This window comes from Streptomyces sp. NPDC086549, assembly GCF_044746205.1.
Taxonomy (GTDB): domain Bacteria; phylum Actinomycetota; class Actinomycetes; order Streptomycetales; family Streptomycetaceae; genus Streptomyces.
In genome coordinates, this window is the sequence record NZ_JBIVBS010000024.1 from 33,330 (window position 1) to 60,293 (window position 26,964).

24 protein-coding genes are annotated in these 26,964 nt (G+C 69.9%); 12 read left to right on the forward strand and 12 right to left on the reverse strand.

The annotated features are described in order from the left end of the window. Positions 1-86 precede the first annotated feature (86 nt). Positions 87-2,522, forward strand: coding sequence for a SpoIIE family protein phosphatase (locus ACIPSA_RS44630; protein ID WP_402646269.1), 2,436 nt, complete (start codon positions 87-89; stop codon positions 2,520-2,522). A 15-nt stretch (positions 2,523-2,537) separates the two neighbouring features. On the opposite strand, the gene ACIPSA_RS44635 is transcribed toward ACIPSA_RS44630, so the two are convergent. Continuing rightward, positions 2,538-3,515, reverse strand: a complete 978-nt coding sequence (locus ACIPSA_RS44635; protein WP_402646272.1) for a serine/threonine-protein kinase — start codon at positions 3,513-3,515, stop codon at positions 2,538-2,540. Positions 3,516-3,714: 199 nt separating this feature from the next. Then, positions 3,715-4,935, reverse strand: a complete 1,221-nt coding sequence (locus ACIPSA_RS44640) for a glycoside hydrolase family 88 protein (protein ID WP_402646274.1) — start codon at positions 4,933-4,935, stop codon at positions 3,715-3,717. A 236-nt stretch (positions 4,936-5,171) separates the two neighbouring features. On the opposite strand from ACIPSA_RS44640, the gene ligA reads away from it, so the two are divergent. The 4 genes from ligA to ACIPSA_RS44660 all read left to right on the forward strand — a co-directional run bounded on the left by ligA (position 5,172) and on the right by ACIPSA_RS44660 (position 9,937). Then, the gene (ligA, locus tag ACIPSA_RS44645) at positions 5,172-7,259 is read left to right on the forward strand and encodes an NAD-dependent DNA ligase LigA (RefSeq protein WP_402646277.1); all 2,088 of its coding nucleotides are present in this window, start codon (positions 5,172-5,174) and stop codon (positions 7,257-7,259) included. A 360-nt stretch (positions 7,260-7,619) separates the two neighbouring features. Continuing rightward, entirely contained in the window at positions 7,620-8,519 is a 900-nt protein-coding gene (locus ACIPSA_RS44650) for a virginiamycin B lyase (protein WP_402646280.1), read from the forward strand. A 427-nt stretch (positions 8,520-8,946) separates the two neighbouring features. Then, positions 8,947-9,333 carry a VOC family protein gene (locus ACIPSA_RS44655; RefSeq protein WP_402646283.1) on the forward strand — a complete coding sequence of 129 codons (387 nt, stop codon included), beginning with the start codon at positions 8,947-8,949 and terminating at the stop codon, positions 9,331-9,333. A 424-nt stretch (positions 9,334-9,757) separates the two neighbouring features. Then, positions 9,758-9,937 carry a hypothetical protein gene (locus ACIPSA_RS44660; protein ID WP_402646286.1) on the forward strand — a complete coding sequence of 60 codons (180 nt, stop codon included), beginning with the start codon at positions 9,758-9,760 and terminating at the stop codon, positions 9,935-9,937. Between the two features lie 117 nt (positions 9,938-10,054). Here the strand turns inward: ACIPSA_RS44660 and ACIPSA_RS44665 are convergent, their stop codons facing one another. Next, positions 10,055-10,273, reverse strand: a complete 219-nt coding sequence (locus ACIPSA_RS44665; RefSeq protein ID WP_402646288.1) for a CBS domain-containing protein — start codon at positions 10,271-10,273, stop codon at positions 10,055-10,057. A gap of 79 nt (positions 10,274-10,352) precedes the next feature. Continuing rightward, positions 10,353-10,685 carry a helix-turn-helix transcriptional regulator gene (locus tag ACIPSA_RS44670; RefSeq protein WP_402646291.1) on the reverse strand — a complete coding sequence of 111 codons (333 nt, stop codon included), beginning with the start codon at positions 10,683-10,685 and terminating at the stop codon, positions 10,353-10,355. 131 nt (positions 10,686-10,816) lie between these two features. On the opposite strand from ACIPSA_RS44670, the gene ACIPSA_RS44675 reads away from it, so the two are divergent. After that, a complete protein-coding gene (locus ACIPSA_RS44675; RefSeq protein ID WP_402646294.1) occupies positions 10,817-11,629 on the forward strand; it encodes an ANTAR domain-containing protein in 813 nt (270 codons plus the stop codon). A gap of 864 nt (positions 11,630-12,493) precedes the next feature. On the opposite strand, the gene ACIPSA_RS44680 is transcribed toward ACIPSA_RS44675, so the two are convergent. Continuing rightward, positions 12,494-13,036, reverse strand: coding sequence for a DUF4232 domain-containing protein (locus tag ACIPSA_RS44680; protein WP_402646297.1), 543 nt, complete (start codon positions 13,034-13,036; stop codon positions 12,494-12,496). A gap of 335 nt (positions 13,037-13,371) precedes the next feature. Here ACIPSA_RS44680 and ACIPSA_RS44685 point away from each other — a divergent pair, with 335 nt between their 5' ends. Both ACIPSA_RS44685 and ACIPSA_RS44690 read left to right on the forward strand, forming a co-directional pair. Beyond that, complete coding sequence (locus tag ACIPSA_RS44685) at positions 13,372-13,515, forward strand: hypothetical protein (protein WP_402646300.1); 144 nt, start codon at positions 13,372-13,374, stop codon at positions 13,513-13,515. 364 nt (positions 13,516-13,879) lie between these two features. Then, entirely contained in the window at positions 13,880-14,824 is a 945-nt protein-coding gene (locus ACIPSA_RS44690) for an MBL fold metallo-hydrolase (RefSeq protein WP_402646303.1), read from the forward strand. A 160-nt stretch (positions 14,825-14,984) separates the two neighbouring features. Here ACIPSA_RS44690 and ACIPSA_RS44695 read toward each other — a convergent pair whose 3' ends face one another. After that, a complete protein-coding gene (locus tag ACIPSA_RS44695; protein ID WP_402646306.1) occupies positions 14,985-15,650 on the reverse strand; it encodes a GAF and ANTAR domain-containing protein in 666 nt (221 codons plus the stop codon). A gap of 493 nt (positions 15,651-16,143) precedes the next feature. On the opposite strand from ACIPSA_RS44695, the gene ACIPSA_RS44700 reads away from it, so the two are divergent. Continuing rightward, positions 16,144-18,210 (forward strand): SpoIIE family protein phosphatase, encoded by a 2,067-nt coding sequence (locus tag ACIPSA_RS44700; RefSeq protein ID WP_402646456.1) that lies wholly within the window; start codon positions 16,144-16,146, stop codon positions 18,208-18,210. Between the two features lie 65 nt (positions 18,211-18,275). Here the strand turns inward: ACIPSA_RS44700 and ACIPSA_RS44705 are convergent, their stop codons facing one another. Together ACIPSA_RS44705 and ACIPSA_RS44710 are read right to left on the reverse strand one after the other, a co-directional pair. Further along, complete coding sequence (locus tag ACIPSA_RS44705; RefSeq protein ID WP_402646309.1) at positions 18,276-19,157, reverse strand: YegS/Rv2252/BmrU family lipid kinase; 882 nt, start codon at positions 19,155-19,157, stop codon at positions 18,276-18,278. A 93-nt stretch (positions 19,158-19,250) separates the two neighbouring features. Further along, complete coding sequence (locus ACIPSA_RS44710; protein ID WP_402646311.1) at positions 19,251-20,846, reverse strand: FAD-binding oxidoreductase; 1,596 nt, start codon at positions 20,844-20,846, stop codon at positions 19,251-19,253. 85 nt (positions 20,847-20,931) lie between these two features. Here ACIPSA_RS44710 and ACIPSA_RS44715 point away from each other — a divergent pair, with 85 nt between their 5' ends. Both ACIPSA_RS44715 and ACIPSA_RS44720 read left to right on the forward strand, forming a co-directional pair. Continuing rightward, positions 20,932-21,531: a TetR/AcrR family transcriptional regulator gene (locus ACIPSA_RS44715; RefSeq protein WP_402646313.1), complete on the forward strand. Its 600-nt coding sequence runs from the start codon at positions 20,932-20,934 to the stop codon at positions 21,529-21,531. Further along, the gene (locus tag ACIPSA_RS44720; RefSeq protein WP_402646316.1) at positions 21,528-23,126 is read left to right on the forward strand and encodes a glycerol-3-phosphate dehydrogenase/oxidase; all 1,599 of its coding nucleotides are present in this window, start codon (positions 21,528-21,530) and stop codon (positions 23,124-23,126) included. Before ACIPSA_RS44715 ends, ACIPSA_RS44720 begins: the two co-directional genes overlap by 4 nt. A gap of 132 nt (positions 23,127-23,258) precedes the next feature. Here ACIPSA_RS44720 and ACIPSA_RS44725 read toward each other — a convergent pair whose 3' ends face one another. The 4 genes from ACIPSA_RS44725 to ACIPSA_RS44740 all read right to left on the reverse strand — a co-directional run bounded on the left by ACIPSA_RS44725 (position 23,259) and on the right by ACIPSA_RS44740 (position 25,038). Further along, positions 23,259-23,873 carry a phosphatase PAP2 family protein gene (locus tag ACIPSA_RS44725; protein ID WP_402646319.1) on the reverse strand — a complete coding sequence of 205 codons (615 nt, stop codon included), beginning with the start codon at positions 23,871-23,873 and terminating at the stop codon, positions 23,259-23,261. Beyond that, positions 23,866-24,027: a hypothetical protein gene (locus ACIPSA_RS44730; RefSeq protein ID WP_402646321.1), complete on the reverse strand. Its 162-nt coding sequence runs from the start codon at positions 24,025-24,027 to the stop codon at positions 23,866-23,868. Before ACIPSA_RS44730 ends, ACIPSA_RS44725 begins: the two co-directional genes overlap by 8 nt. A gap of 329 nt (positions 24,028-24,356) precedes the next feature. Further along, on the reverse strand, positions 24,357-24,533 hold the full coding sequence (locus tag ACIPSA_RS44735; RefSeq protein WP_402646324.1) for a hypothetical protein: 177 nt from the start codon (positions 24,531-24,533) through the stop codon (positions 24,357-24,359). A 70-nt stretch (positions 24,534-24,603) separates the two neighbouring features. Beyond that, positions 24,604-25,038, reverse strand: coding sequence for an SRPBCC family protein (locus ACIPSA_RS44740; protein WP_402646327.1), 435 nt, complete (start codon positions 25,036-25,038; stop codon positions 24,604-24,606). Positions 25,039-25,346: 308 nt separating this feature from the next. On the opposite strand from ACIPSA_RS44740, the gene ACIPSA_RS44745 reads away from it, so the two are divergent. Next, positions 25,347-26,864: a lysyl oxidase family protein gene (locus tag ACIPSA_RS44745; protein WP_402646329.1), complete on the forward strand. Its 1,518-nt coding sequence runs from the start codon at positions 25,347-25,349 to the stop codon at positions 26,862-26,864. The last annotated feature ends 100 nt before the right edge of the window (positions 26,865-26,964 follow it).

Below are 26,964 nucleotides of genomic sequence, written 5' to 3' on the forward strand. Positions count from 1 at the left end.
CGGCGGCGGATTGGTGCTCCGTGGCCTTCAGGATCATGCTGGTTGAAGGGCCTCGGCCGTGCAGGTTCGTCGAAGGATGAGCGGCGATGGAGCGACTTCCCACCCCTCCCAACAAGCAGGCGCAGGCTCGGACACACGCTGTGCCTCCAGGGGCCTACTCCGCCACCGCCACCGTCGACGACCGGGGCATGGTGACGGGATGGAGCGACGGCGCCAGGCGGCTGCTGGGTTACCAGCCCCCGGAGGTCCTGGGGCACCAGGCCGTACGCCTGCTCGCCGACGTGCCGGGCGAGGCCGCCGGACGGGTGTACCGGGAGGCGGCCGCATACGGGCGATGGGGCGGCACCGTGGCGCTGCGCCACCGGGACGGTCACCGGATCGAGCGGCAGGTGCTGGCGCACCGACGCACCCCGCACGGAGCCGGGGGCACCGAGTGGCTGATCGTGTCCGCCGTGACGGGCCCGTCTCATCCCGACCGCGACAGAGCGCTGGGGGAATGGGCCTTTGACCGCTCTCCCTGCGTGATGGCGGTCTTCGACCAGGATCTGCGACTGGTGCGGGCCAGCGCCGGAATGGAGCATGCGCTGTCCGTCACCGCGGAGACCATGCGCGGGCTGCGTCTGCCCGACATCGTGCCGCACCCGGCCAGTCACGAGGCCGAGAGGAGGATGCGGTCGGTCCTCGAGGACGGTGAGCCGCAGGACGCCCCCGTCTGCCTGGACCCCATCGACCCACAGCGCCCCTGGCAGGCCAGGCTCATCCCGCTGAATGATTCCACCGGGCAGATACGAGCCGTACACCTGGTGGCACACTCTCATCCGTCCGAGGACCTCATACGCCGGCGGATGCGGCTGCTCAGCGACGCCGGGAGGGACATCGGCACCAGCTCCGACACCCACCGCACCGCGCAGGAGCTGGCCGACGTCGCAGTGCCCCGGCTCGCCGACACCTGCACCATCGATCTGCTGGACGCCCCCCGGCACGGCGAGCCACCACCCTCCTGGTCGGCCATCGGCCTACCCCTCAGCCGCGCTGCCGTGCGGTCGGTAACGGACCAGCACCCCTCGCCCCGGCCCGCGGGCCGGGCCCGGCGCTGCCCGGCCTGGTCGCCGCCCGCTCAGTGCCTGGTCAAGGGCCGGGGCGCGGTCCTCTCGGTCGACGAGGACGCCATCACCCGCTGGGCACAGGAGGACCCCGAGGCCGCCTGGATCCGGGACAGCCGGACGCATTCACTCATGGTGGTGCCGATCCGGGCGGCCGGTACCTCGTTCGGCGTGGCTCTCTTCGGTCGGCACGATCACCCGGACCCCTTTGACTCGGACGATCTGTGGCTGGCCGAACAGCTGGCGGCCAAGGCGGCCATGAGCATCCACAGCGCCCGCCGCCCCAAGCGGCAGCACACCACCACCATGGCCCTGCAGCGCAGCCTGCTCCCCCAGATCCTGCCCGAGCAGGGAGCCATGGACATCGCCACCCGCTACCTGCCCTCCGTCAGCCAGGCGGGCGTCGGGGGCGACTGGTTCGACGTGATCCCGCTCTCCGGCACCCGGGTCGCCCTCGTCGTGGGCGACGTCGTCGGCCACGGCATCCGCGCCTCCGCCACCATGGGCCGGGTACGCACCGCGGTCCGCACCCTGGCCGACGTCGACCTGCCGCCCGACGAGTTGCTCAGCCACCTCGACGACCTTGTCATCCATCTGTCCGCCGAGGAGGCCGGCGCCGACAACGCCACCGAGACCGCCGGTGGCGTCGGCACCACCTGCCTGTACGCCGTCTATGACCCGGTCTCCCGCCACTGTGCCCTCGCCCGGGCCGGGCACCCGCCGCCCGCCGTGGTCACGCCCGGCGGCGCCGTCCGCTTCCTCGACGTCCCGCCCGGCCCCCCGCTGGGCCTGGGCGGCCTGCCCTTCGAAGTCTTCGAGACCGAACTGCCCGAGGGCAGCCTGATCGCCCTCTACACCAACGGTCTGCTCGAAACCCGCGACCACGACATCGACGACGCCCTGGACAACATGTTCGCCGCCCTCGCCCATCCGGCCGAGAGCCTGGACGCGCTCTGCGACAGAGTCCTCACCTCCATGCTCACCCACCGTCCCGACGACGACATCGCCCTGCTCATCGCCCGCACCAAGGCCCTGGACACCGACCGGGTCGCCACCTGGGAGCTGCCCTTCGACCCCGCCACGGTCGCCGACGCCCGCCGGCAGGCCACCGAGCAGCTCACCGCCTGGCATCTGGACGAGGCCGTTTTCGTCACCGAACTCGTGGTCAGCGAACTGGTCACGAACGCCATCCGCTACGGCCGACCCCCCATCAGGCTCCGCCTCATCCACGACCACCACACCCTGACCTGCGAAGTGTTCGACTCCAGCAACACCGCCCCCCACATGCGACGCGCCCGCACCTTTGACGAGGGGGGACGCGGCCTCCTTCTGGTCGGGCAACTCACCCAACGCTGGGGCACCCGGCACACCTCCGTCGGCAAGACCGTCTGGGCCGAACAGTTCCTCACCGAGGGCTGAAAGCACAGGAAATGCCTAACCGCGCGATGCCCCAAAGGCCGGTCGGGCCCAGGCCGGCGGATGCGGAACCGGTCCGGAATGCCGCGTGGCCGCCGCCACCCCGGTATCGGCTCGATCCCGCGAAGGCAAGTCCGTACCGGAACCGCCCGCGGCAGCCCGCAAGGCGCCCACGAACTCCAGGCAGGAGTCGTAACGGTCCTCGGGAATCTTGGCAAGCGCCTTGGCGACCACGGCATCCAGCGCCGACGGCAAACCCGACCGCATCTCGCTCAGCACAGGCGGAGGGTCGTACTGATGAGCCCAGAGCAGCGCAATATCATCATCCTGGCGAAATGGAGGACTGCCCGCGAGAATCTCGCAGACGACACAGGCAAGACTGTAGAGATCACACCTGCCGTCCACCGGACGACCTGAAATCTGCTCCGGCGCCACGTAGTCCAGCGTGCCGACGAACTCCCCGACCGTCGTGAATCCCGTCAGCGACAGCGATTTCTTCGTGAGCCCGAAATCCGTGAGATAAACATGCTCTGGATGCTCACTGTCCGTACCCTGTGTGACCAGGATATTGCCGGGCTTGACATCCCGGTGCACCAGATCGTGCTCATGAGCCGCATCAAGCGCCGACGCGACCTGCCCCGCGATACGCAGCGCGGCCGCCACGCTCAGCACGCCGTCCCGGTCAAGCAGAGCCCGCAAATCGAGACCCGACACATAACGCATCGCGATATACAGCAGACCGTCCGCCTCACCGGCCTCGAAAATCGGCACGATGTGTGGGTGGTCGATCGCGGCAGCGACGCGCGACTCGTGTGCGAAACGCCGGCGGAACGTCTCGTTGCAAGCCATCTCCGGAGCAAGCAGCTTCAACGCCACCGTCCGATCAAGACGCAGGTCCCTCGCGCAGTACACGACGGCCATTCCCCCACGTCCGATCTCACACTGGACCTCGTAGCCCGCAATCCGCGTACCTACCAAATCCAACGTCCCGCCCATCACATGTCACCCCACCTCACCAGGTATAGGCATATCGCCCATCCATATCCAAATCCTAACCGCCCCCGGCCGGGCTCCGATTCGCTTTCCGGTGTCTCCGGTGAAGCCCGCACTGCAATTACGCCCGCAGCCTGCGCCGAGGTCATGTTCCGACAGCTCGGGACTTGACATGGCCAAGAACGATGAGGGCTTCGCCGACTCAGAGTGTGGACAGATCGATCGCCCGGTCGACATCCTGCGGCCGCAGCACGCGCAGAAGGCCCTCCAGCAGGTAGTAGTCGGCGTACGGAAGGGATATCTCGATCCCGTCCTCGGCCGGCCGGTTACGGGTGCAGCGCGCCACGACAGCCTCGGCGCGGGACGAGTTCCTCGTCAGGCAGGTCTGCGCCAGCGCGCCGAGCAGCCGCAACGCCACCGCACGGTATTCCTGCCGGCCCGTCGCCGCGGACAGGTCGAGCAGACCGCACGCCATGATGGCACCGGCTGAGGCGTCCTTGACGTCGTGCGGCTGCTGCGGCGCGCGATAGTCCCATACGGGGACGTAGTCCGAGCTCAGGGCTCCCACCGCGAAGTCGGCGAGTTTCCGCGCGGTGGCCAGGAACTGTCCGTCTCCGGTCCTGCGGTAGACCGTGGTGAACCCGTACACCCCCCAGGCCTGTCCGCGCGACCAGCACGAAGTGGGACTGTACCCCTGGACGGTGTTCGGGCCGATCGGTGCGCCTGTGTCCGGGTCGAAGTCGTACACATGGGGAGTCGACCCGTCTGGACGCGGGAACACCCGCTGCGCGGTCTTCGCGTGCTCCACGGCGATGCCGAGATACTTCTCGTCGCCGGTCTGGCGACTGGCGAAGGCCAGCAGGTCGAGATTCATCATCGTGTCCATGATGACCCGGCCCGCGTTGCGCGGATCGTCCAGTGCGCCCCAGGCCCGGATGAAGCGCCCGTTCGGGTTGTACCGCCGGATCAGTGAGTCGGCAGCGCGCACAGCACCCGCCCGCCATGAGTCGTCGCCGGTCAGCCGCCATGCGGTGACCCATGACGGATAGAACAGGAAACCGAGATCGTGGGTGGTCGTGTCGTACTGGCGGGGAGCGAGTCGCTGCGCGGATTCGAGCGCCAGCGCGCGGAAGGCATCGTCCTTGCTGTACAGCCATGCCATCCACAGCGATCCCGGCCAGAACCCCCCGACCCAGTCACCGTTCTGGGAGTAGACCCACTTCTCGAACTTCGTGCCGACGGGAAAACCGCTCGCACCTGGTGCGACAGTGCCGATCTTCTCCACCGCGTAGTCGGCGGCGGCACGGAGCAGGCGCATCGATGGTGCCGAACCCTGATCCGGAGCCGCCTGGGCGGTCGTCGGCGCGCACAGAGCGGCGGCACCAGCCGCTGCGGTCAGTACAGCACGTCGGGGAACTCGCATGGGCACTCATCCCTCCAACTCCCCATTCACGGACGGAAGTTGAACGAGTTTTGCACGGACACCCCAGTCACGTACACCCACGTGGGCATCGTTCATTCACATGAACACCCAATTCAGCGATAGAGGTTCCCTCTGGGCATACACGGCAATAACCATCGGGGTGTCCACTTCACCCCTCACATGGAGCGCGTCCGAGGCCGTCGGCGTTGTCAGTGGTGGCAGGCAGGATGGCGGGTATGACAACACCTGCAGCTGTGATCGTGGATGCCGCCTCCTACGCTCAGGCGGTCGAGGACGCGGTGAAGGCGTCGGCCGCCTACTACGCGGGCGGCACCTCAGCACTGGACGACGATGCCTACGACCGGCTGGTGCGCGGCATCGCGGCGTGGGAGGCCGACCATCCCGACCAAATGCTGCCCGACTCGCCGACCGGGAAGGTCGCCGGCGGAGCCGTGGAGGGGGACGTTCCGCACACGGTGGCGATGCTCAGCCTGGACAACGTGTTCTCGGCGGAGGAGTTCACGGCCTGGACGGCGTCGCTGGCGAGACGGATCAGCCGCGACGCCACCCAATTCAGTGTCGAGCCCAAGCTGGACGGCCTGGCGATCGCCGCCCGCTACACCCGCGGCCGCCTGAGCCGGCTGATCACCCGCGGTGACGGGACGGCCGGGGAGGACGTCTCGCACGCGATCGGCACCATCGAGGGCCTGCCGGACGAACTTGCCGAGCCGATCACGGTCGAGGTACGCGGCGAAGTGCTCATGACCACCGTCCAGTTCGAGCACGCCAACGAGATACGCACCGAGCACGGCGGGCAGCCTTTCGCGAATCCCCGCAACGCCGCGGCCGGCACCCTGCGCGCAAAGGACCGCGCCTACACCGTGCCGATGACCTTCTTCGGCTACGGTCTCCTGCCCCTTGCCGAGACCGAGGAGCAGCTTGCCGCACAGCTGGGCGAACTCGCGCACAGCGACCTCATGGCGCGGGCCGCCGGGCTCGGGGTCAACACGACCGCCACCACCGCCGTACCCGGCATCACCGCGGACTCGGTCGAACGGGTCCTGGCCCGTGTGAAGGAGATCGCCGCCCTGCGGGCGGAACTGCCCTTCGGCATCGACGGGATCGTCGTCAAGGCCGACCTGGCCGCCGACCAGCAGGCCGCAGGGGCCGGTTCGCGGGCTCCGCGCTGGGCGATCGCCTACAAGCTCCCCGCGGTGGAGAAGATCACCCGGCTGCTGGAGGTGGAGTGGAACGTGGGCCGCACCGGCATCATCGCTCCCCGGGCCGTGCTGGACCCCGTCGAGATCGACGGCTCCACCATCACCTACGCCACCCTCCACAACCCTGCCGACATCACACGCCGCGACCTGCGCCTGGGCGACCACGTCATGGTCCACCGGGCCGGCGACGTCATCCCCCGCGTCGAAGCCCCCGTCGCGCACCTGCGCACCGGAGACGAGAAGCCCATCGTCTTCCCTGACGTGTGCCCTCGGTGCGGTGCCGGCATCGACACCGGCGAACAGCGCTGGCGATGCGAGAACGGGCGCAACTGCCACCTGGTCGCCTCCCTCTCCTACGCCGCCGGTCGCGACCAGCTCGACATCGAGGGCCTCGGCCACACGCGTGTCGTCCAACTCGTCGAAGCCGGCCTGGTCAAGGACCTCGCGGACCTGTTCACCCTCACTCGCGAGCAACTCCTCGGCCTGGAGCGGATGGGCGAGACCAGCACCGACAATCTCCTCACCGCGCTGGCCAGGGCCAAGGACCAGCCACTGTCCCGTGTGCTGTGCGCGCTGGGCATCCGCGGCACCGGCCGCTCCATGTCGCGACGCATCGCCCGGCACTTCGCCACCATGGACAACATCCGCGCCGCCGCTGCCGAAACGATCCAGCAAGTCGACGGCATCGGCACCGAGAAAGCCCCCTCGATCGTCGCCGAACTCGCCGAACTCGCCCCGCTCATCGACAAGCTCGCCGCCGCCGGAATCAACATGACCGAGCCCGGCGCCACCCCTCCCACCGCGGCGGACAGCGCCGCCGGTACCGCCGCACCGAGCACGTCGGCGGAGGCCGGGGCCCTGGCCGGAATGACGGTCGTGGTCACCGGCGCGATGACCGGCCCGCTGGAGACCCTCAGCCGCAATCAGATGAACGAACTCATCGAACGGGCCGGCGGCCGCTCCTCGTCGAGTGTCTCCAAGAAGACCACCCTCGTCGTCGCCGGAGAAGGAGCCGGATCGAAGAGGGCCAAGGCCGAAACCCTCGGCATCCGCCTCGCCACCCCCGACGAATTCGCCACCCTGGTCGCCGACCACCTCGACTGAGCCGCTACGTCGGCTGCGGTCACCTCCGCAGCCGACGCCACGGCCTCCCCGCCCCTCACCTGACGCCACAGGCATGCGAATTGGGCTCCGGCAGGCACAAGCACCGCAATAGGCCCAGAAGTTCACGGTCACCTTCGGTCCTGACGGCCAAAGACGACGAGCTCCAGCGGCTCGGCCGCGAGCTGAGTTCGTTCAGCTGTACTTCCCTGGCCCCAGTTCCCCCGCGACGCCAGTGATCGGTGATGTCTGGCTTTGTGCGGCTGCTGCCGCAGGACTGGAATATCCAGGGGCGTGGTCGCTGTGGGCACGGATAGCATCCGCAGTCGCACTTTCACCGTGCACCGATCAAGGAATCCACCGATGCCGAGTCGTCCGCCCGTTGCGATCGCAGAGTTCTCCGTCTCCGACCGTGGGGCCGGACCCTACGGAATCACTGCCGGACCAGACGGTGCACTGTGGTTCACGATGGTCCACCACGGACGGATCGGCCGCATCACGCCCGACGGCGACGTCACCTTCTACCAGCTCGAACCAGCTTCCAGCGGCCCGTCGATCATCACAGCAGGGCCCGACGACGCGCTGTGGTTCACCGAGTTCCGCAGCCACCGGATCGGCCGAATCACCACGACCGGAAACATCACATCGTTCCCGCTGCCGACGCTGGATTCCGGGCCGTTCGGCATCACCACGGGCCCCGATGACGCTCTGTGGTTCACCGAGGCCAACGCCGACCGCATCGGCCGCATCACACCCGACGGGCAGGTCACCGAGTTCCCTCTCCCGCTTTCGGGCGCCTTCCCGTCAGCCATCGCCACCGGCCCGGACGACCGGCTGTGGTTCACGATGAACCAGGCGAACGCCATCGGCGCCATCGGACGCCACGGTGACGTCACCGTTCACCCGTTGCCCACACCGGCCAGCGCCCCGGTCGGCATCACGGCCGGCGCCGACGGCGCCATGTGGTTCGTTGAGATCGGCACCGGTCAGATCGGACGGATCACGCCGGACGGGAAGGTCGACGAATTCGCCCTGCCCGACCGTGCGTCACGCCCACACGCCATCGCCGCCGACGCCGACGGAAACTGCTGGTTCACCGAATGGGGAGCCAACCGCATCGGCCGGATCACCCCCGACGGCCGTATCGACGAACACGACCTTCCCAGCCCGGCCTCGGAACCCCACGGCATAGCCCAAGGGCCAGACGGCGCGATGTGGACCGCTCTGGAGATCGGAACGATCGCACGCCTCACCGCACCCTGAGACGGAATCCCGGCAGGGATGACAGCTCAGCGCACTCCTCGGCACAGCCCGCTTGCTACCAAATCCAGCATCCCAGGTCGATCCGATGTCACACCAAGGTGATGAGCAGAGCCGAGACCCACAGGCAGAAGACGTGTTGGGCCTGGTCGACGGAGTATCGGCCCTGCAGGTTCTTGGCGAACTGGCCACTGCCGGTCAGGACCACCCAGGGGGATCGTACTGGTGGGCTCGCGCATTCAACTGTCGCCAGTTCTCAGCCTGGGCCGGGGATGGTCGACGCTCCGTGGCCGAAAAGGTTCACTTCCTCGGAAGGCACCTCGACGGCGTGAGCGCTGCTGTTTAGGATCATGTGCACGCATCGCGTGTCGGTCACCGGCTGGGTGAGGCATGGAGGTGCCGTGAGGTGCCTTGCGGAGGCATTCCACACATGTCAGTCGAGTTGAATCACACCATCATCCATGCCCGGGACAACCGGGAGTCGGCCGAGTTCCTGGCGCACATCCTGGGGCTTGAGGTCGGGACCGAGTGGGGCCCGTTCATTCCCGTGGCCACCGGCAACGGGGTCACCCTGGACTTCGCCGCCATCCCGGCGGAATCGGTCGTCATGCAGCACTATGCGTTCCTCGTTTCCGACGAGGAGTTCGACGCGGCCTTCGCCCGTATCCAGGAGGCTGGGATCACGCACTACGCCGATCCGCATCTGAAGCAGCCTGGAGAGATCAACCACCACCACGGTGGGCGGGGCCTGTACTTCATGGATCCGGCCGGGCACGGCATGGAGATCATCACGCGTCCCTATGGCAGCCACGAGTAGACGCCGACGGCTTCGTGAGGCAGTGACAGGTCAGGGAGTGTCCTGGCCTGCCACTCCGTGGCCTGGTTCAAGCGCCGGGAGTTTCCTGCGGAGTCCAGCCTGAGCGCCCCTGGGGCGGGCTGACCTGGACCAACTCGGAGACACCGCCCCGGACGCCGTGGGTGCTTCCGAGGGGAAGCCGACGACCGTCGTCAGTCCGAGGCTCCCGCCGTCGCGCTACTGCGCAGGGCAGGCTATCGGGTCGACGTGGACGCCGCGTTCGACCCCTCACTGGGCTCCGAAACGACTCCCGCCCGCGCCCAGACCCCGCGCGTAGAACCAGACGTCGCGCACGTAGCAGCGCGCGGCCGCCCCGAACCCGCGATGGCCGCGCGCCACGAGCACGGCCTGGGCTTCACCACCCACACAGCACGGGCCGGAGGATGTGCTCACCAGGGCGCTGTTCCTGTTCCTGATCCTCGTGGCTATCGCCCTGGGGCTCATCGGCGCGACGGCGGAGGGACCGTCTTACCTCCTCATCATCGGCATCGTGGCCTTCGTGGCGGACCTGGTCCTGTTCGGTAGGCGCTGGTCCCGGCGCTCTCGTCGACACCTCGTCCGGTGATACCACCGCACAGCATCCAGGCGGCACGACGCGGTGCTGCGCGCGAAAAGAGCCGAAGGCGCGGTGAGCCCGCCCCTTCGGCCTTCCCTTCTTCAGGCTCACCACTTCCCGAGCGCGTTACGTGTTCGGCCCGGCCGCGCTGATGTCGCCGAGCGCGGATCCCCGATCGCGCTCGATCGCCAGGTCGCTGAGCGAGATGACGCCGACCGGCTCGTCACCGTCGACGACCGGGAGGCGTCGAACGGAGTGCTCCCGCATCAACTCGACGGCACGGTCGAGGTCCTCGTCCGGGGTGATGGTGACCAGTTCCTCGCCGCACAGATCGGCCACGGTCATAAGTCGGCGCGTGGACTCCTTGCCCGGGTCACCGGCCCTTGCCCGGCACGTGCGGCAGCTCGTCGCGCCGGATCATGTGTCATCCGGTTCTCTTGGCCTCCTCGGCGTGCTCAGCATCATGCTGGACCAGTAGGGAGAGCAGATCTGCCACGGTCAGGGCCGCCTCGGCCGGGTGGCGCAGGGGGTTTCCCGGCTGGATGCGATAGGTGTTGGACCGACCTTCACGCCGGTGGGTGAGGTACCCGTCCGCCTCCAGGTCAGAAATGATCTTCTGGACCGCGCGTTCGGTGAGCCGGCAGTGGGCGGCAATGTCACGGACGCGGGTCCGGCGATTGCTCGCGATCGCGGCCAGCACCCGGGCGTGGTTGGTGAGGAACGTCCACCCCGTGTGTGGCTCGGGTACTTCTCCCATACAGCCAGGATAGGACCGAACGTTCACGCATCCAAAAGACTGAAATAAATTACGCGTATTTCTTGACAGGCGACGGCCAGCTGGCACAGCCTGGATGCGGAAGACAGTGGACGCCGACAGAGGAGGCGGCCATGCGGGAGCTGAAGCTTCCCCGGCAACGGGCCAGGGAGGTCGAGACCATAAGCAGACCATCGGTCGGCCACCCCGCGTCGGCGCAAGCAGGACCGCGGGCACTCCTGATCGGGGTTTCGGCCCACGGCGGGCGCCTGCTCGTGACGATCCGCGGCGATCTTGACATCAGCTCGGAGAAAGCAGTGCAGACCGTGCTGCGGGCGGCAGTCGGGCAGAGCAGCCACGGTATCGACCTCGACCTCAGCGGCACAAAGTTCTGTGACTGCTGCGGTCTGAACTGCTTCCTCACCGCCCGGCGCCACGCCCTGGCATCCGGAAAGACCGTCACCATCCGCGCCGCCAGCCCCCTGGTGCAACGGCTGCTGAGCGCGACGGGCACGTGGCCCTTGTTCACGCTCCAGCAAAGTTCGGCAGCCGCGGGCTGCGGCCCCGACGTAACCGCAGAACTTCAGGAGGACGCCCTGGAGGAGGACGAGAGCCTGCGCACCGAGGTCGTCCAACTGCGCCGGGCCATGCAGACGCGCCCCGCTATCGACCAGGCCAGAGGCATCCTGATGGCCACATTCGGCCTCACCGCCGAGGACGCCTGGGAAGTGCTGGTCGCCGTCTCTCAGAACACGAACACGAAACTCGTCCGAGTCGCCCAGAAACTGCTCACCACCATTCAGGGCCAGCCGCTCGCCGAGGCCGACCAGCAGCAGATAGGTGCAGCCGTCGCCGCCCTCCGCGCCACAAGTACGCCGCCCGGTCCTCCGCAACCACAACAGGTTTTCCCCGAGAATGAAGCTGACGGCTGCGGGCCGCCACCGTGACATCCGATGCCATCTAGAACAGCTGATCCTCTGGTCTGGACCGTCTGGATTCCTTCCCTACGGGCGCTGGGCTTTGACTGGCTGCGCGTCGATGGGGACAGCCACCACCTCGAACGATAAGGGCCCGTGCCGGGCGCGCCCAGCCCGCGGGGTGACTCCTGCCGAACGGCGGCTTGCGGGGGCTTGGCCCGCCCCTGCTGCTCCGCAGTCGGGCGTGCGAATCAGGCGGGAACGAGGGAATCATCGCGCGGGCGGGCGCCGGGCAGCGCTCGCTTACCCGCTCTGCCCCCTTCGAAGCCGTGCCCATAGCGTGCCCATAAGAGCGGCCAATCACGGTCGGCAGCGGTGCGTAGACGCCGCGACGGGACCTCGGCGAATCCGCGAAAGTGCAGGTCAGTAGCCTCCCTACCCTTCAAGCGCCAAAGACCGGGCACGCCGAGGGCACGAACTCTCGCTGCCTGCCACGGGGACAGTCAGCAGGAGGGCGTTGACCTGTGACTTTGCCCAGAGGAGCGGTATGCCCGCCGGGGAGAGCCCTCAGCTTCGCCGTCCCCCGACGAAGTCTGCCGGGGCTTCTGTGGAAGCGGGCGGGGCTTTCGGCCCCGCCCTTGTCGCGAGGGTCGCCTCAGTGGCGCGCTCGTGGCAGCGCCCGCGTGCGACCGAGGATTCCCAGCCAAGCGGCGGAGGGCTTCGGCGCGCAACCCATCGGCCTCGGCCTCGGCCACCTCCAGGCCCCGGCGAGAAGGCCGGGCGTGCCGCGTGCCAGACGTGGCCACCGCACCACCCGGAGGCTTCAACTCATTCCGGGAGTCCTGCGGTGGCCACCAGTGACGCTGAAGGGAAGCTCAGAGGCTGTCCAGTTGGTTACAGCCCGATCGGGTTGAGGTAGGTACCCGGGTGGGTGGCGCCGTCCTGCTTGAGGATCTGGCCGCCGAACGGCCACTTCAGGGTGAAGTGCTTCGTCTCGTTCGGCGGGGTGACCAGGAACTTCGCCGGAACGAACTTCTCCGCCCGGGGCGTGGAGCTGGCCACCGGGAGCAGGGTGATGCTGAAGTCCACCGTGTCCCCCTGCTTCAGGACCATCTTTTCGGGCTTCTTGGAGGAGCGCGCCAGCGACCAGGTGCCGTCGGTCTTCTGGGCGCCGATCATGTCGACACCGGCGAAGCCGGACAGGGTGCAGGCGCGCTTGCTCCGGTTGGTGAACCAGATGTACGCCTGCGTCTGCTTCTTGGTCTGCCCCATCTCCGGCTTCGCATCATCCCCCGTGGCGAAGCCGGCCTTCAGGTCGGCGGTGTGGCAGCGGGTCGGCTCGGCCTTGGCGGGGGCGGCCGAGGCCGGGATGGCCGCAGCGGCAGTGCCGGCGACGACGATCGCTGCAAGGGCCACGGCGGTCAGCTGGCTCTTCATGAAGTTTCGGATTCCCCTCGAATACGAATCGGTGCGCGAGGTCAGTGCGCGCCTGCACGCCTGAAGATGCGCAATGCCCGGGGGAGGTTCGGTGTGCCGGAGAACCTTTTCCGACAGCCTCCCCACTGTGGCCGCGTACGAGACCTCGGGTTCCGGCAGCACGCCCTGACGGACCCTCATGAACGATCGAGGTCAATGCCCGTTCCGCCGTCGAAGTTGCCCTGAGAGCAGGCCCCGGAAAACTCCGCTGCCGCGATACAACCTGGTCCACCGCCGGTTCGTATCACAGTCGATCGATTCGCTTTTTGTCGACTTCCGGAAGGTAGAAAATTCCCATGAAGCAAATCGCAAAGCGAACGGCTCTGGCCGCGACGAACGCGTTCGCGATCAATCAGGTCGACTGCGGCCGGAGCGACTTCGTACAGGTCACGTCCCACCAGCCCTCAACACCTGACGCCGTCCCGCCCGTCCTGATCTGAACACCCGCCGCAAGGACGGTGGCATCCCCCGCTGCGGCCCGGTCCGTACGGTCCGCAACCCCTTGAAGGAGTGAACCGCCCTGATCGAACGAGTTTGAGCCGCGACCGCCCAGAGCCCGCAGGGACCGCCTCCGGCATTAGAACTCGCGTTCACCACATGCCCTCCGATCGGGCCGTGACGGGGCCAGGTCCAGTACATCGGCGGCGGTCGACACCACCGGTGCCACGAAGGTGGACGGCGACATCGTCAACGGCATGCTCCAGTGACGACCATGGCCGAGTGGTGGGGTACCGGCGCGCGGAACGCCGATGCGATGATCACGGCGATGTCCGCCCACCCCACCCACCACGACAGGAGTCCACGGTGAGCACTGTCCACCATGACGTCACCCAACTTCCCCCGCCTCGGGTCGAAGAGGTCAGCGACGGTGTCTTCGCCTACATACAGCCAGACGGGAGCTGGTGGATCAACAACACCGGATTCCTCGTGGGCGAGCGCGGGGTGATCAGCGTGGATGCCTGCTCGACGGTACGCCGTACCCGCGCCTATCTCGACGCGATTTCCTCCGTCACACCGCAGCCGGTGCGGACGCTGATCAACACCCACCATCACGGTGACCACACCTTCGGCAACCATCTGTTCGGCGGCGCCACGATCGTCGGGCACGAGGCCACCAGGTCGAACATCCTCCAGTGGGGCGGCCCGAAGGCGACGGCGCCCTTCTGGACCGAGGTCGACTGGGGTGACATCGTCCCCGAGCCGCCGTTCCTCACCTACACCGATTCGGTGACCGTCTGGTCCGACGATCTGCGCGCCGACGTACGCCACGTCGGTGTGGCCGCCCACACGACCAACGACTCGATCGTCTGGCTGCCGGAGCGGAAGGTCCTCTTCAGCGGCGACCTGCTGTTCAACGGCGGCACCCCGTTCCTCCTTCAGGGATCCGTGGCCGGTGCCGTCCAGGTCCTGGAGGAGGTGATCGAGCCGCTCGGAGCGACGACCATCGTCCCCGGGCACGGCGCCGTAGCCGGCCCCGAGCTCATCGACGACGTCCTCGGCTACCTGCGGTTCGTGCAGGCCACCGCCCGGGCCGGCCGCGACGCCGGACTCTCGCCCCTGCAGGCCGCCCGTGAAGTGGATCTCGGCGCATACGCCGACCTGCGCGACCGTGAACGTATCGTCGGCAACCTGCACCGCGCATACGCCGAGTTGGAAGGCGGGCCGCTCGGCCGGAGCATCGACGCCGCGGCCGCCCTCACCGACATGGTCGCCTACAACGGCGGCCGCCCTCTCACCTGCCTGGCCTGACCCCGCGTCGGCACATCCGGACGGGACGGACGCCGGACCGACGCCGCACCGCTGCCACGCGGTCGGACGGTGCGGCGTCGGTCGACCGTCAACGCCCGCCGGTATCACCGTTCTCGGCGGAAGGCCGGAAACCCCGCATCACCGCGCCGGGCGCCTCCCGTCACGCTTCACGGTCGGACCGGTGCCGAACGCGGTGGGCCACATCGCGCAGCTTGATGTTGTGATTCTGCGAGAGCCTCCGCAGTACGGCGAAGGCGTCGGCCTCGCTCAGCCGGTGCCGTTCCATGAGGATGCCCATGGCCTCGCCGATGGCGTGCCGGGTGTCCAGCGCGTGCTCAAGCTGATCCTGAGTGCGTGCGCTCGCCAGCGCCACGGCCGCGTGCGAGGCCAACAGCCAGCCGGCGGTCTCGCTTGCCGGGGTGAAGGCGCCGGGATTGTGCGAGTACAGGTTCAGTGCCCCGAAATCGTCGTCGCGGGTGTAGAGGAGGAAGCCCATCATGCTGCCGAATCCCAGATCACGAGCCGCGGGGGCGAAGCGGGGCCAGCGCGACTGGGGCTGGGTGAGGTCCCGGATCCGGTAGACACGGCCTTCGTCGGTCCGGCGAGCGGCGTCGAAGCACGGCCCCTCGCCCAGTTCTCCTTGAAGCCGGTCGGACTCCTCCACGTGCTCGCCGTACGCGGACAGGGTCGTGACCCGGCCCTTGCTCAGGGCCAGCACTCCGGCGGCATCGCACCCCGCGACCAGTTCCACCGCGGCGGCGGCGATCCGGTCGAGCGTGTCCTCCGAGGTCTCCTGCGCCAGCAGGTCGCGAGCGAGCAAAGCCATACGCTCGGCAAACTCTCGCCAGTCCACACGCATCACCTCGTCCCGCCGCCTATCCGGCTACCCCGATTCGACCAGGTCACGGCCCGGAGGGCCGAATCGACGGCCGCCCCGGCCCTGTTTCCACGGTCTCCGCGCCTTCGCACGTGCTGGAGTGTCTCGGCTGCCGTTACCTGGGGACCCGTTACCTGGGGACCCGTTACCCGGATACCCGTTACCGGGGGACCATGGAGGCGCGGGCACATTCAGCCTCGGACGGGCCTGGCCCCGGATCCGTGGGCGGGTCGTGCGGCACCAGCCGCTGGAAGGAGGGCCGGCGATGAGCGCAGCCGAGCAGCCTCCCGTGGACCTCGGACCGGCGGTCGGCGGCCGGGCGCAGGACGGACCGTCGCGGGGCGAACCGCTCCGGGACGGAACACCGCGGAACGAACCGCTCCGGCACGGTCCCACGCCGGACGAACCGCCCCGGAACGGTCCCTCGCAGCCGAGCGGGCTCATGGACGTCCTCGGTGTCGCGGCGGTGCTGCTGGATGCCGAGGGCCGGATCGTGCTGTGGAGTCCGCAGGCCGAAGACCTGTACGGCTACACCGCCGAGCAGGCGCTCGGACAGTACGCGGCGCAGGTGCTCGTCCGCGAAGAGCACTGGGACTGGGTGATCAAGACGTTCGCCGAGGTCATGGAGACCGGCCGGAGCTGGGCGGGCACGTTCCCCGTCCGCTGCGCGGACGGCAGAAACCGGCTGGTCGAGTTGCGCAACATGCGGCTGCTGAACGACCGCGGCGAGTTCTACGCCCTCGGACTGGGCACCGACTCCCCCAAGCTGCGCGAGCTCGAACGGGATGTCGCCCTGTCCACGCGGCTGATCTCCCAGTCCCCCATCGGTGTGGCGATCTTCGACACCGACCTGCGGTACGTGACCGTCAACCCGGCTCTGGAGCGGATGCACGGCATTCCCGCGAAGGACCACCTCGGCCGCTACTACCGCGAGATCATGAGGCCCTCGGTATTCGAACGGGCCGAGGTCGCGATGCGGCGCGTCCTGGAGACCGGGATCCCCCTGGTCGACGAATCCACCATCGTCGGCCACACGCCGGCCGACCCCGAGCACAGGCATGCCTGGTCTCTGTCGGTGTACCGGCTGGAGGACGCGCAGGGCCACGTTCTCGGGGTGGCGGAGCTGGTCGTCGACGTCACACAGCGGTACGAATCGGCGATCGAGGCCGGCGAGACACGGCGGCGTCTGGCTCTCATCGCCGATGGCTCCGCTCGCATCGGCTCCACCCTGGAAGTCGAACAGACGGCCAAGGAGCTGGCCGAGGTCACCGTGCCCGATTTCGCCGACGTGGTCTCCGTCGACGTGCTCGACTCCGTCCTGGACGAGCACCGCCCCAGAACCCGCGCGGGCCCCGAGTTCTTCCGCGCCCTGGCGGTCAAGGCCGCCTATCCCAGCGACGCCGCCCGGGCCGCCGATCCGCCCGGAGAGATCGCGGCCTACGGTGACGACCGGCTGGCGACCCAGTGCGTGCGCACCGGCCGACCCATCCTGGTCAGCCAGACCGACGGCAACGACCTGACGCGTATCGCCCGCGACGAACACGCCGCCACCCTGCTGGCCCGCGCCGGCGTGCACTCGTATCTCGCCGTACCACTCACCGCACGCGGCAGCACCCTCGGCTTCCTCGGTCTCACCCGGGCCCGCGACCCGCGTCCGTTCGACGAGGACGACCTGGCCGTCGCGACCGAGCTGGCCTCCCGCGCCGCCGTGTGCATCGACAACGCCCGCACCCACCAGAGCGTGCGCAACGCCGCCGAGACCCTGCAGCGCAGCCTGCTGCCCGAGATGCCGCCGCACCTTCCCGGCCTGCAGGTCGCCTCCCGCTACCGGCCCGCGCAGGCCGCGTACGAGGTCGGCGGTGACTGGTACGACATCCTGCCTCTGCAGGACGGCAGGACGGGGCTCGTCGTGGGCGACGTCATGGGCAGCGGCATCGACGCCGCCGCCACGATGGGCCGCCTGCGCACCGCCACCGCGGCCTACGCCGATCTGGACCTCGAACCCGCCCAGATCCTCCAGCACCTCGACACGATCACCGCACGGCTCGAGCAGTACATCGCCACCTGCCTCTACGTCGCCTACGACCCCCACCGCGGCGAGTGCCGCATCGCCGGGGCGGGCCACCTGCCCCCGGTCCTCGTGCCCCACGGCGGACGCCCCCGGCTGCTCGATCTGCCCACCGGCACTCCCCTGGGCGTCGGCGGCGTCCCCTTCGAGGGCACCACCTTCCCCTTCGCTCCCGGCGATCAGCTGATCCTGTACACGGACGGGCTGGTCGAGAGCCGGCAGGAGCCCATCGACGAGCGTCTCGACACCCTCCTGAACCTCCTGGACACCCGCGGCTCCCCGCTGGAGAGGACCTCCGACTCCCCCCTGGAGGAGACCTGCGACTCCCCGTTGGAGAAGATTTGCGACCGGCTGCTGCACGGCCTTCGGCACCCCGGCGCTCCCGACGACGTCGCCCTGCTCATCGCCCGCGCATGCACCATCACGCCGGATGGTCCCTGACGCCGGAGCCCGGATCCCCGCCGCCTCGGACGCCGCGTCAGCCGTCCGGGCGCCGCGTCAGCACGTCAGCAGAGGACCTTCAGCGCCCCGGGCAGGACGCGCGCCGTCACGGGAAGGACGGCCTCCACCTCGCCGTCGGCGCCGTAGGGCACCGCGCGGTCGGCCTCGATGCGGATCTCCCGGCCCCGCAGGATGCGGACCTCTGGGCGTGCCACGTGGGCGCCCGACTCGAGCTCGTTCATCAGGGCGAAGAACAGGCGCCGCGGGGCCTCGCGGATCATCACGATCTCCAGCATTCCGTCGTCCAGCCGGGCTCCGGGGGCGATCATGCGGCCGGAACCGTAGTAGGCGGAGTTGGCGGCCACGACGGTGTAGCCGCGGTGCGCGTGCTCCTGTCCGTCGACGGTGACCCGGTACTCCGCCGGGCGCCAGGTGGTCACGGCACGCAGGCCTCCCGCGTAGTAGGAGGCGGCGCCCCGCAGCAGCCGGGCGTGGTTGGCGTGGCGGTTGGCCAGCGCGTCGACGCCCGCGTACACGCTGCCGAGGACGACGGTGCCGTCATGGACGGCCGATCGCAGCTCGATGGTGTCGACCCGGCGCGGCTCCCCGTCGAGCAGGATCCGGGCCAGGGCCTCGGGGTCGGCGGGCAGGTCCAGCGCCCGGGCGAAGTCGTTGCCCCGCCCGGCCGGTACGAGGCCGAACACCGTGTCGGTGCCGCTCAGCGCCCCGCCGATGCCGCCGGCGATGCCGTCACCGCCGACGGCGAGCACCACCCGTCCCCGCTCCCCCGCGCCGCGCGCGATGTCCTGGGCGTGCGCGAGGCTGCGGCTGTACTCCGTCTCCAGTTCGGCCCCGGCCTCCCGCAGCACGCGTGCCACCTGGAGCAGCGCGGCCGCCGCGCTGGATCCACCCGCGGTGGGGTTGACGACGGCGGTGAACTGTCGCATGGGTGAGCCTCCGGGTGCGGTGATACGAGTGCCGACGTGCTGGGACTGGGACTGGAGCTGGAGTTAAAACTGGGCGGACGGTAGCGGTCGGGGTCAGTCGGTGGGAAGCAGGACGCCCGGGTTGAGGAGTTGGTCCGGGTCCAGCCTCCGCTTGACGGCACGCAGGGCTTCGACACCCAGGGTGCCGACTTCCCGGACGTACCAGTCCCGGTGGTCGGTGCCCACGCCGTGGTGGTGGCTGATGGTGCCGCCCGTGGCAAGTATCGCCTCGTTGGCCGCCTCCTTGGCCGGCGCCCAGTGGGCCACCGGGTCGTCGCCCTGCGCGCTGACCACGGTGAAGTACAGGGAGGCGCCGTTCTCGTAGACGTGGGAGATGTGGCACATGACCAGCGGCGGTGTGCCCGCATCGGTGAGGGCGGTGGTCAGTGCCGTGCGGACCGACGTGTACAGCTCGGGGATGCGCGACCAGAAGGCGGCCGTCTCCAGTGTCTCGGCGAACGCCCCCGCGTCCAGCAGGGCGTCCCGCAGATACGGCGCCGAGTAGCGGCCGTGCGCCCAGCGCTCTCCCGGCTCCGTCCCGGCGTGCGTACCGCCGCACTCGCGCAGGACGGCGGAGGCCAGCTCCCTGCGGTGGGCGGTGTCCTGTTCGGTCCCCTCGTATCCGACGATCGCGAGGCATCCGGCGTTCTGCTGCGCGCCGTCGGCTCCGATCGCGTCGGGCTGGGCGAGTCCGATCAGCGTCTCGGTCTCGTCGGACAGACGCAGCACCGTGGGGCGCGGTCCGTCCTGGGCGAGCCGGCGCAGTGCGGCGCCGCCCTCCTCGAAGGAGGCGAAGCGCCAGCCTTCGTACACCCGGGTGCGGGGCTGGGGACGCACCCGGACGGTGACCGAGGTGATGACGCCGAACGCGCCCTCGGAACCGAGGATCAGCTGGCGCAGGTCGGGGCCGGCGGCGGAGCGCGGAGCGCGGCCGACCTCGACGGTGCCCTCGGGGGTGGCGAGGGTGAGGCCCAGCACCATCTCGTCGAAGCGCCCGTATCCGGCGGATGCCTGCCCGCTGGAGCGGGCCGCGGCGAATCCGCCGATGGTGGCCCACTCGTAGGACTGCGGGAAGTGTCCGAGCGTGAAGCCGTGCTCGGCCAGGAGCCGCTCGGCCTCGGGGGCGCGGAGTCCCGGCTGCAGGGTGGCGGTACGCGAGACCGGGTCGACGTCGACCAGCCGGTCCATACGGCGCAGGTCCAGGGCGACGAAGGGTCCGCGCCGGGTGGGGGCCAGGCCGCCGACGACGGACGTGCCGCCGCCGAACGGCACGGCGCCGAGGCCGTATCGTGCGCATACCCGCAGGACGGCCAGGACCTCGTCGTGTGCGGCCGGGAGGACGACGGCCGCGGGGGTGTCGACAGTGTCTCCGACGCGGATCCGCAGGAGGTCGGGGGTGGACTTGCCGCGGGTGTGCCGGATCCGCGTCTCCGGGTCCGTACGGACGTGTGCCTCGTCGCCGACTGCGGCGGACAGCTCCTGGAGCACCGCCGGGTCGAGCGGCGTGGCGGGGACGGAGATCTCCTCCAGCCGGAGCGGTCCGTCACCGCGGGGCTTGACGCCGAGCAGATCGCGCAGCAGCCCGATCACCGTCTCGGGCAGCGGTGCCGCCTTGGCCGGGTCACCCCAGCCACTCCACAGCATGTCCATGGCGGTTGTCCTCATCGGTCAATCGGTCGTTTCCGCGCCGTGCCCGTCTGCCGGGCGCCGCCGCAAGGGCGTTACACTGTGACACATGACGCCTATTCGTCACAACCATGAGGACAGCGATCCGGTGCTCGACGCGGTGCGCGACTGCGTCCTGGCCGTCGGCGTCCGCCGCACCACCCTGACCGACGTGGCCCGCCGCGCGGGTGTCTCGCGCATGACGCTCTACCGCCGCGTGCCCGACGTACGCACCCTCGTCGGCGACCTCATGACGCGCGAGTGGATCGGCGTCGCCATGCGCGCCATGCCCGAGCCCCGGCCGGACCGCACCGCGCGCGACCTGATCGTCGAGGGACTGGTGAACGGAGTGGAGGCGTTCCGCGCCCACCCGCTCTTCCGCAAGATCGTCGACGTGGACCCCGAACTGCTGCTCCCCTATGTGCTGGACCGCCGCGGTGCGAGCCAGGAAGCCCTTCTGGAGCTGCTGGTCACCGGCCTGCGGGACGGTCACGCCGACGGGTCGGTGCGGGACGACCACCCCCAACGACAGGCCCGCTCGCTTCTGTTGATCGTCCAGTCCTTCACCCTGTCGCTGCGGACCATGACCGACGAGGACGACCCGGACCTGAACCCCGCCGCCTTCCTCACGGAGCTGCGGACCATCCTGGAGAGGACCCTCACCCCATGAGCCCCACCAGCAGCCCGGCCGACGCGGCCGCCCCCTCCCCCGGCTCATCGCTGTCCGCCGCCCGCCGCTCGCGCGAACTGGCCCGGTCGGTCGGCGGACCGGTCGTGGACGTCCTGGTCGTCGGACTCGGTGCCACCGGCGCCGGGGCGGCCCTGGACGCCGCGGCCCGCGGGCTGACCGTCGTCGCCGTCGACGCCCACGACCTGGCCTTCGGCACCTCGCGCTGGAGCTCGAAGCTGATCCACGGCGGCCTGCGCTACCTGGCCTCCGCACAGCTCGACGTGGCCCACGAGAGCGCCGTCGAACGGGGCGTGCTGATGGAGCGCACCGCGCCGCACCTGGTGACCGCCCAGCCGTTCGTGCTCCCCCTGACCCCGCTGGTCTCACGCGGGCAGGCGGCCCTCGCCTGGGCCGGGTTCCGGGCCGGCGACACCCTGCGCCTCGCGGCCCGCACGGCCCGCGCCACCCTCCCCGGGCCCCGCCGGCTGTCCACGGTGGAGACCCGCCACCTGGCCCCCGCCCTGCGCACCGACGGACTGCGCGGCGGACTGCTGTCCTGGGACGGCCGGCTCACCGACGACGCCAGGCTGGTCACCGCCCTCGCCCGCACCGCGGCTGCGCACGGCGCCCGGATCCTCACCCGGGTCAGGGCGCTGGAGGTGTCCGGATCAGGTGCCAGGATCCGCGACGAACTCACCGGAGAGGAGGGCGAGATCCGCGCCCGCGCGGTGATCAACGCCTCCGGGGTGTGGGCGGGCGAGCTGGTCGACGGCATCCGTATCCGGCCCTCCCGAGGCACCCATCTGGTGCTGCGCGCCGAACGGCTCGGCTCCCTGCCCGCCGGGATGCACATCCCGATCCCCGGTGAGACCAACCGCTTCGTCCTCGTCCTGCCGCAGGGCGACGGGCGGGTGTACGTCGGCCTCACCGACGAACCGGTGGACGGCCCGCTGCCCGATGTTCCGGAGGTACCGGAGACGGACATCGGCTTCCTGCTCGACGTCCTCGGCTCCGTCCTGGACGTCCCGGTCCACCGCGACGACGTCGTGGGCGCCTTCGCCGGACTGCGCCCCCTGCTGGACACCGCGCCCGCGGGCTCCGGCGGGGCCGCCCGGACCTCCGACATCTCCCGTCGGCACGCGGTGCTGACGTCGCCGGACGGCGTGGTCACCGTGGTCGGCGGCAAGCTCACCACTTACCGGCGCATGGCCGAGGACGCCGTCGACGCGGCCGTGTCCGCCCGCCGCCTGACGGCCGGCCCCTCCCGTACCGCCGTTCTCCCGCTCGTCGGTGCCGCTGCCCGGGCCCGGCTCGCCACCCTGCCCGCGCCCCGGCGCCTGGTCCGGCACTACGGCACCGAGGCCACGGCCGTCCAGTCCCTGGCCGCCCGCGACCCCCGTATGCGCGAACCCGTCCTGCCCGGCCATCCCGTCACCCGCGCCGAACTCCTCTGGGCCGTACGGCACGAGGGCGCACTCGACGCGGCCGACCTGCTCGACCGGCGCACCCGCATCGGCCTGGTCCCCGTCGACCGCGCCGCGGCCCTGACGGCCGCCCACCAGATGCTCGACGAAGCCCTGGCAGGGCAAGGCTGAGGCAGTGCACCACGGCGAGCCATGAGCAGGGCCCGCCCCGGCACGGGCCGCCGGCCGGCGAGTCGGTGGCACTCGGTCCGCCGCTGGGCGAACCGAGTGCCACCGTCCCCGGCCCCTGACCGGGCAGAACCGTCACGGTCGGGGCGCACGGAACGGGAGGTACGTCTCCCAACCCGCCACATGACCGACGGCCCCCAGCACCACGGCCGCCGCGCCCGTCCCCAGCACCGCACCGGCGATGACATCGCCCGGATAGTGGACTCCGGTGTGCACCCGCGAGTAGCCCACGGCGCTGGCCAGCAGCCCGAGGGGGATCGCCGCGCCGGGCAGCAGGGGGCTGACGGCCGCCGCGAAGGCCACGGCCGACGCGGTGTGTCCCGAAGGGAAGGACGCGGACTGCGGCATGGGCACGTGCCGCCCGGGAAACGGCGAGTCCGCCGCACGGTGGGGACGCGGGCGCCGTACGAGGCGCTTGCCGACCAGGTTCGCGGTCGCCGACGCGACGCCGATGGCCGCGACGCCCATGGCGGCGGCGCGGCGGGGCCGGCCGGGGCACAGGGCGAGCAGCGCGGCGGTCGCGAGGGAGATCTTCGAGTGGTCGGCGGCCGTGGAGAGCCGCCGCAGGGCGGTGTCCAGGGTCGGGGTGTGGGTGATGGTCACCGTCTCGTACAGGGCCCGGTCGAGGGTGGCGAGATCGTGCACGAGGCCACCGGCGGGCGTACGCCGACTCTGCTGTCGGTCAGGCATGATGCGACTCCTGGCTCGAAGTGGAGTGGGTCCGCCCCCACACGCACCGGACGATCCGCCACCGGTGGAGCGGCGGAGGAACGATCGGGGCCGTGCCGGCCCCGGCCACGGCGATGTGTTCCCGCAGGAACCAGGGGAGGTACAGGTCAGTCACGCGTCCGCTCCCCCGCTGCCCCCGCCGCGCTCGCCGTCAACGGGCTCTTTGACAATCGCACATGGCGCATGAAGCCTTCATACGCTTCGAGACGTTGCTGCCTCGGCCGATGAGCGTGTTCAGCGTCGATCCGGCCGCGCACCTGCTGCCGGGCCGCACGGGCGGTTCGCCCGGCCCCCGTCCGTGCGCCCCGGACCGACGCAGCACCTCCGATCGCGGCTCCGCACACGCCGAAGACACCCGTAGCCGTCGCTGCTGTCCCCTGATCCACAAGGAGATTGTCGCGTGACTCGGCTCGTCTTCGCCGCCAGGTGATCACTTGTCGGCGATCACGTGGTCCGGGTGTCGTCCACCCGCTCGCCCTCCGCCTGGGACGGCTCTGTCCTGGGGACGTCCGGATGCTGCTCCATGGCCGCGCGCTCAGCCGGTTCGTCGCGCTCGCCCTCGGCTTGTGAGGGGGTGTGCGAGTACAGCCAGGTGTCGTAGTCCGAGCCTCCGGTTTTCATGGCAGGCCTCCTCGGTCGTTCCTCTCTCATGCTCCTCCCCGACCCGCGGCGGGGCGAGAGCAGTCGGCGCTCACCGTCCTCCTTGCTCCAGGTACTCCTTGAATTGCTCCAGATCGCTGCGGACGAGCCGTTCGATCGCGGTCGCCTGGGCGAATCCCTTCGGCCCGCCGAAGGTCTCCCTGATCATGTCGGGGTTGTATTCGAGCCGTGCCTGGACCCGGGTACGGTTCTTGTCGATCGGCTCCAGCGAGAAGGAACCCGTGAGCTCGGGGGCTCCTGTGGTGAGCCACTCCATCACGCGTTCGTCCTTGCGGTCGGACACCTCCGCCTCGAACTCCCGGAGCCGGCCACCGGCCTCGACGTCCAGATGCGCTCGCCCTCCCGCCTCCGTACGGGCCTCGCGCACGCCCTCGACGAAGCGCGGATAGTTCTCCACTCTGTGCAGGCTGTCCCACGCCTTGTCGATCGGAACGGCGACGTCGACGTGCTCTTCGAGGGTGCTCATGGTTGACCTCCACGTTCGGTTCATGACCCATGGCCTCCTGCTTCCAGTGTGCGCCCGGTGACCGCGGGTGCTTGAGCGACTTCCGTGAGTGTCACCGAGGTCGCGCGGGTGCCGGTACCGGAGGGGCCCGCGACATTCGTCGTTCGAGAGGCAACCTCGGACGGCCTGACAACTTCTTCACAGATGGCGCATACATTTCACGCGATCACATGGATCGCTCGGGCCACGCCTGCACCAGGCAGTACGCAGGCCGGCCTCGCGCCACCCGATTGCCCGTTGCCGCTCCGGCACTCTCGAACGAGGACTTGATGACGAGACTTCACAACAACCGGTTACGACGCTCGGCGCTCGGCGCAGCCGCGACGCTCACCGCATCCGTGCTCACCGCATCCGTGCTCGGCGCACTGCCGGCCGCCGCGGCGCCGCAGCCGACCGCCCCCCAGCTCAAGCTGATCACCGCCTCCGGTTCCGTCACCGTCGACCGGTGGAAGGACGCACCGGGGGTCTACCTGGACCTGGGCGCATACGTCACCGTCGACAAGGCGCCCCTGGAGTTCCGGGTGACCCGGCAGTCCTACAAGGACCCCGTGGTGGCGCAGCAGATCCTCCGGCAGGGCGGCACCACGCGGACCAGGACATTGCCGGCCGGACTGCTCAAGGACTTCAAGGGCCTGCCGGACTTCCTCCAGGTGACCGTCACCAACGCCGCGGGCGCCAAGGTTCTCGGCACGACCCAGTCGTTCTGTCCGAACAACACCGCGGGACGCATCCGCCCCGACGCCCCGGCCACCTCGAACTATCCCGCGCGTTGCGCCGACAACCCCTTCACGCTCGGCTCGGTATGGGGAACGGAGAAGGGGTGGGCGGCCTCTCTCTCCCCCGACTACGACGCCGCCCCCGTGGACCTGCCCGCCGGTGAGTACACGGCCAAGATCTCGGTGGCCAAGAAGTACCGTGACCTGTTCGGTATGGCCAACCAGCCCCAGACCGTCAAACTGACCGTCCGGGAGACCGACGACGGCGGCAGAGGCGGAGCCGTCAAGCACGGGACCGCCACCGGGTCCGCGCTCAAGCCGAACGCCCACCGCCCGGCCGGCCGCAGGGGGAACGCGGCCGTCATGCCCAAGCCCGACCTGCGCGCCGTACCGGCCTGGGGCATCGCCCTCACCGACGGCGGCGACGAGCCCGGCGAGGGCGCGGCCGCGGACAAGGAGTACCTGGCCTTCAGCGCGACGGTGTGGAACGGGGGGCCCGCACCGCTGGTCGTGGACGGCTTCCGCAGCCCCGGCCAGGAGAAGATGGACGCCTATCAGTACTTCTTCGACGCGAACGGCAAGCAGGTCGGTTACACCCCCACCGGCACGATGGAGTGGGACCCGCGGGAGGGCCACCAGCACTGGCACTTCAGCGACTTCGCCAGCTACCGGCTGCTCGGCGCGGACAAGAAGGAGATCGTCCGCAGCGGCAAGGAGGCGTTCTGCCTGGCCGACACCGACGCCATCGACTACACGGTGAAGAACGCCAACTGGCACCCGGAGAACACCGACCTGTCGACCGCCTGCGGTGAGCAGAACTCGGTGTCCGTCCGCGAGGCGCTGGACGTCGGCAACGGCGACACCTACAGCCAGTACCGTCCCGGCCAGTCGTTCGACGTCACCGGCCTGCCCAACGGCACGTATTACATCCAGGTCGTCGCCAACCCCGACCACAAGCTGAAGGAGACGAGCCTGACCAACAACGTCTCACTCCGCAAGGTGATCCTGGGCGGCACGCCCGGCGCCCGGACGGTGACCGTACCCGCCTACGGACTCGTCGACTCCCACTGATCCACGTACAGCACCCCGCACCACCGGGGGCCGGGCCGCCGCGGTGGCCCGGCCCCTCTGTGTCCCACATCACGCGCACCACGCGCTCCTCGGAACGGGA

Bases quoted from the DNA above. Each gene is read 5' to 3' on its own strand.
- ACIPSA_RS44705 (WP_402646309.1), bottom strand. From the start codon at position 19,157: ATGCGACAGTTCACCGCCGTCGTCAACCCCACCGCGGGTGGATCCAGC.
- ACIPSA_RS44630 (WP_402646269.1), top strand. From the start codon at position 87: ATGGAGCGACTTCCCACCCCTCCCAACAAGCAGGCGCAGGCTCGGACA.
- ACIPSA_RS44655 (WP_402646283.1), top strand. From the start codon at position 8,947: ATGTCAGTCGAGTTGAATCACACCATCATCCATGCCCGGGACAACCGG.
- ACIPSA_RS44695 (WP_402646306.1), bottom strand. From the start codon at position 15,650: ATGGCTTTGCTCGCTCGCGACCTGCTGGCGCAGGAGACCTCGGAGGAC.
- ACIPSA_RS44685 (WP_402646300.1), top strand. From the start codon at position 13,372: ATGAAGCAAATCGCAAAGCGAACGGCTCTGGCCGCGACGAACGCGTTC.
- ACIPSA_RS44640 (WP_402646274.1), bottom strand. From the start codon at position 4,935: ATGCGAGTTCCCCGACGTGCTGTACTGACCGCAGCGGCTGGTGCCGCC.
- ACIPSA_RS44670 (WP_402646291.1), bottom strand. From the start codon at position 10,685: ATGGGAGAAGTACCCGAGCCACACACGGGGTGGACGTTCCTCACCAAC.
- ACIPSA_RS44675 (WP_402646294.1), top strand. From the start codon at position 10,817: ATGCGGGAGCTGAAGCTTCCCCGGCAACGGGCCAGGGAGGTCGAGACC.
- ACIPSA_RS44665 (WP_402646288.1), bottom strand. From the start codon at position 10,273: ATGACCGTGGCCGATCTGTGCGGCGAGGAACTGGTCACCATCACCCCG.
- ACIPSA_RS44725 (WP_402646319.1), bottom strand. From the start codon at position 23,873: ATGCCTGACCGACAGCAGAGTCGGCGTACGCCCGCCGGTGGCCTCGTG.
- ACIPSA_RS44650 (WP_402646280.1), top strand. From the start codon at position 7,620: ATGCCGAGTCGTCCGCCCGTTGCGATCGCAGAGTTCTCCGTCTCCGAC.
- ACIPSA_RS44740 (WP_402646327.1), bottom strand. From the start codon at position 25,038: ATGAGCACCCTCGAAGAGCACGTCGACGTCGCCGTTCCGATCGACAAG.
- ACIPSA_RS44710 (WP_402646311.1), bottom strand. From the start codon at position 20,846: ATGGACATGCTGTGGAGTGGCTGGGGTGACCCGGCCAAGGCGGCACCG.
- ligA (WP_402646277.1), top strand. From the start codon at position 5,172: ATGACAACACCTGCAGCTGTGATCGTGGATGCCGCCTCCTACGCTCAG.
- ACIPSA_RS44680 (WP_402646297.1), bottom strand. From the start codon at position 13,036: ATGAAGAGCCAGCTGACCGCCGTGGCCCTTGCAGCGATCGTCGTCGCC.
- ACIPSA_RS44735 (WP_402646324.1), bottom strand. From the start codon at position 24,533: ATGAAAACCGGAGGCTCGGACTACGACACCTGGCTGTACTCGCACACC.
- ACIPSA_RS44635 (WP_402646272.1), bottom strand. From the start codon at position 3,515: ATGGGCGGGACGTTGGATTTGGTAGGTACGCGGATTGCGGGCTACGAG.
- ACIPSA_RS44715 (WP_402646313.1), top strand. From the start codon at position 20,932: ATGACGCCTATTCGTCACAACCATGAGGACAGCGATCCGGTGCTCGAC.
- ACIPSA_RS44700 (WP_402646456.1), top strand. From the start codon at position 16,144: ATGGACGTCCTCGGTGTCGCGGCGGTGCTGCTGGATGCCGAGGGCCGG.
- ACIPSA_RS44720 (WP_402646316.1), top strand. From the start codon at position 21,528: ATGAGCCCCACCAGCAGCCCGGCCGACGCGGCCGCCCCCTCCCCCGGC.
- ACIPSA_RS44745 (WP_402646329.1), top strand. From the start codon at position 25,347: ATGACGAGACTTCACAACAACCGGTTACGACGCTCGGCGCTCGGCGCA.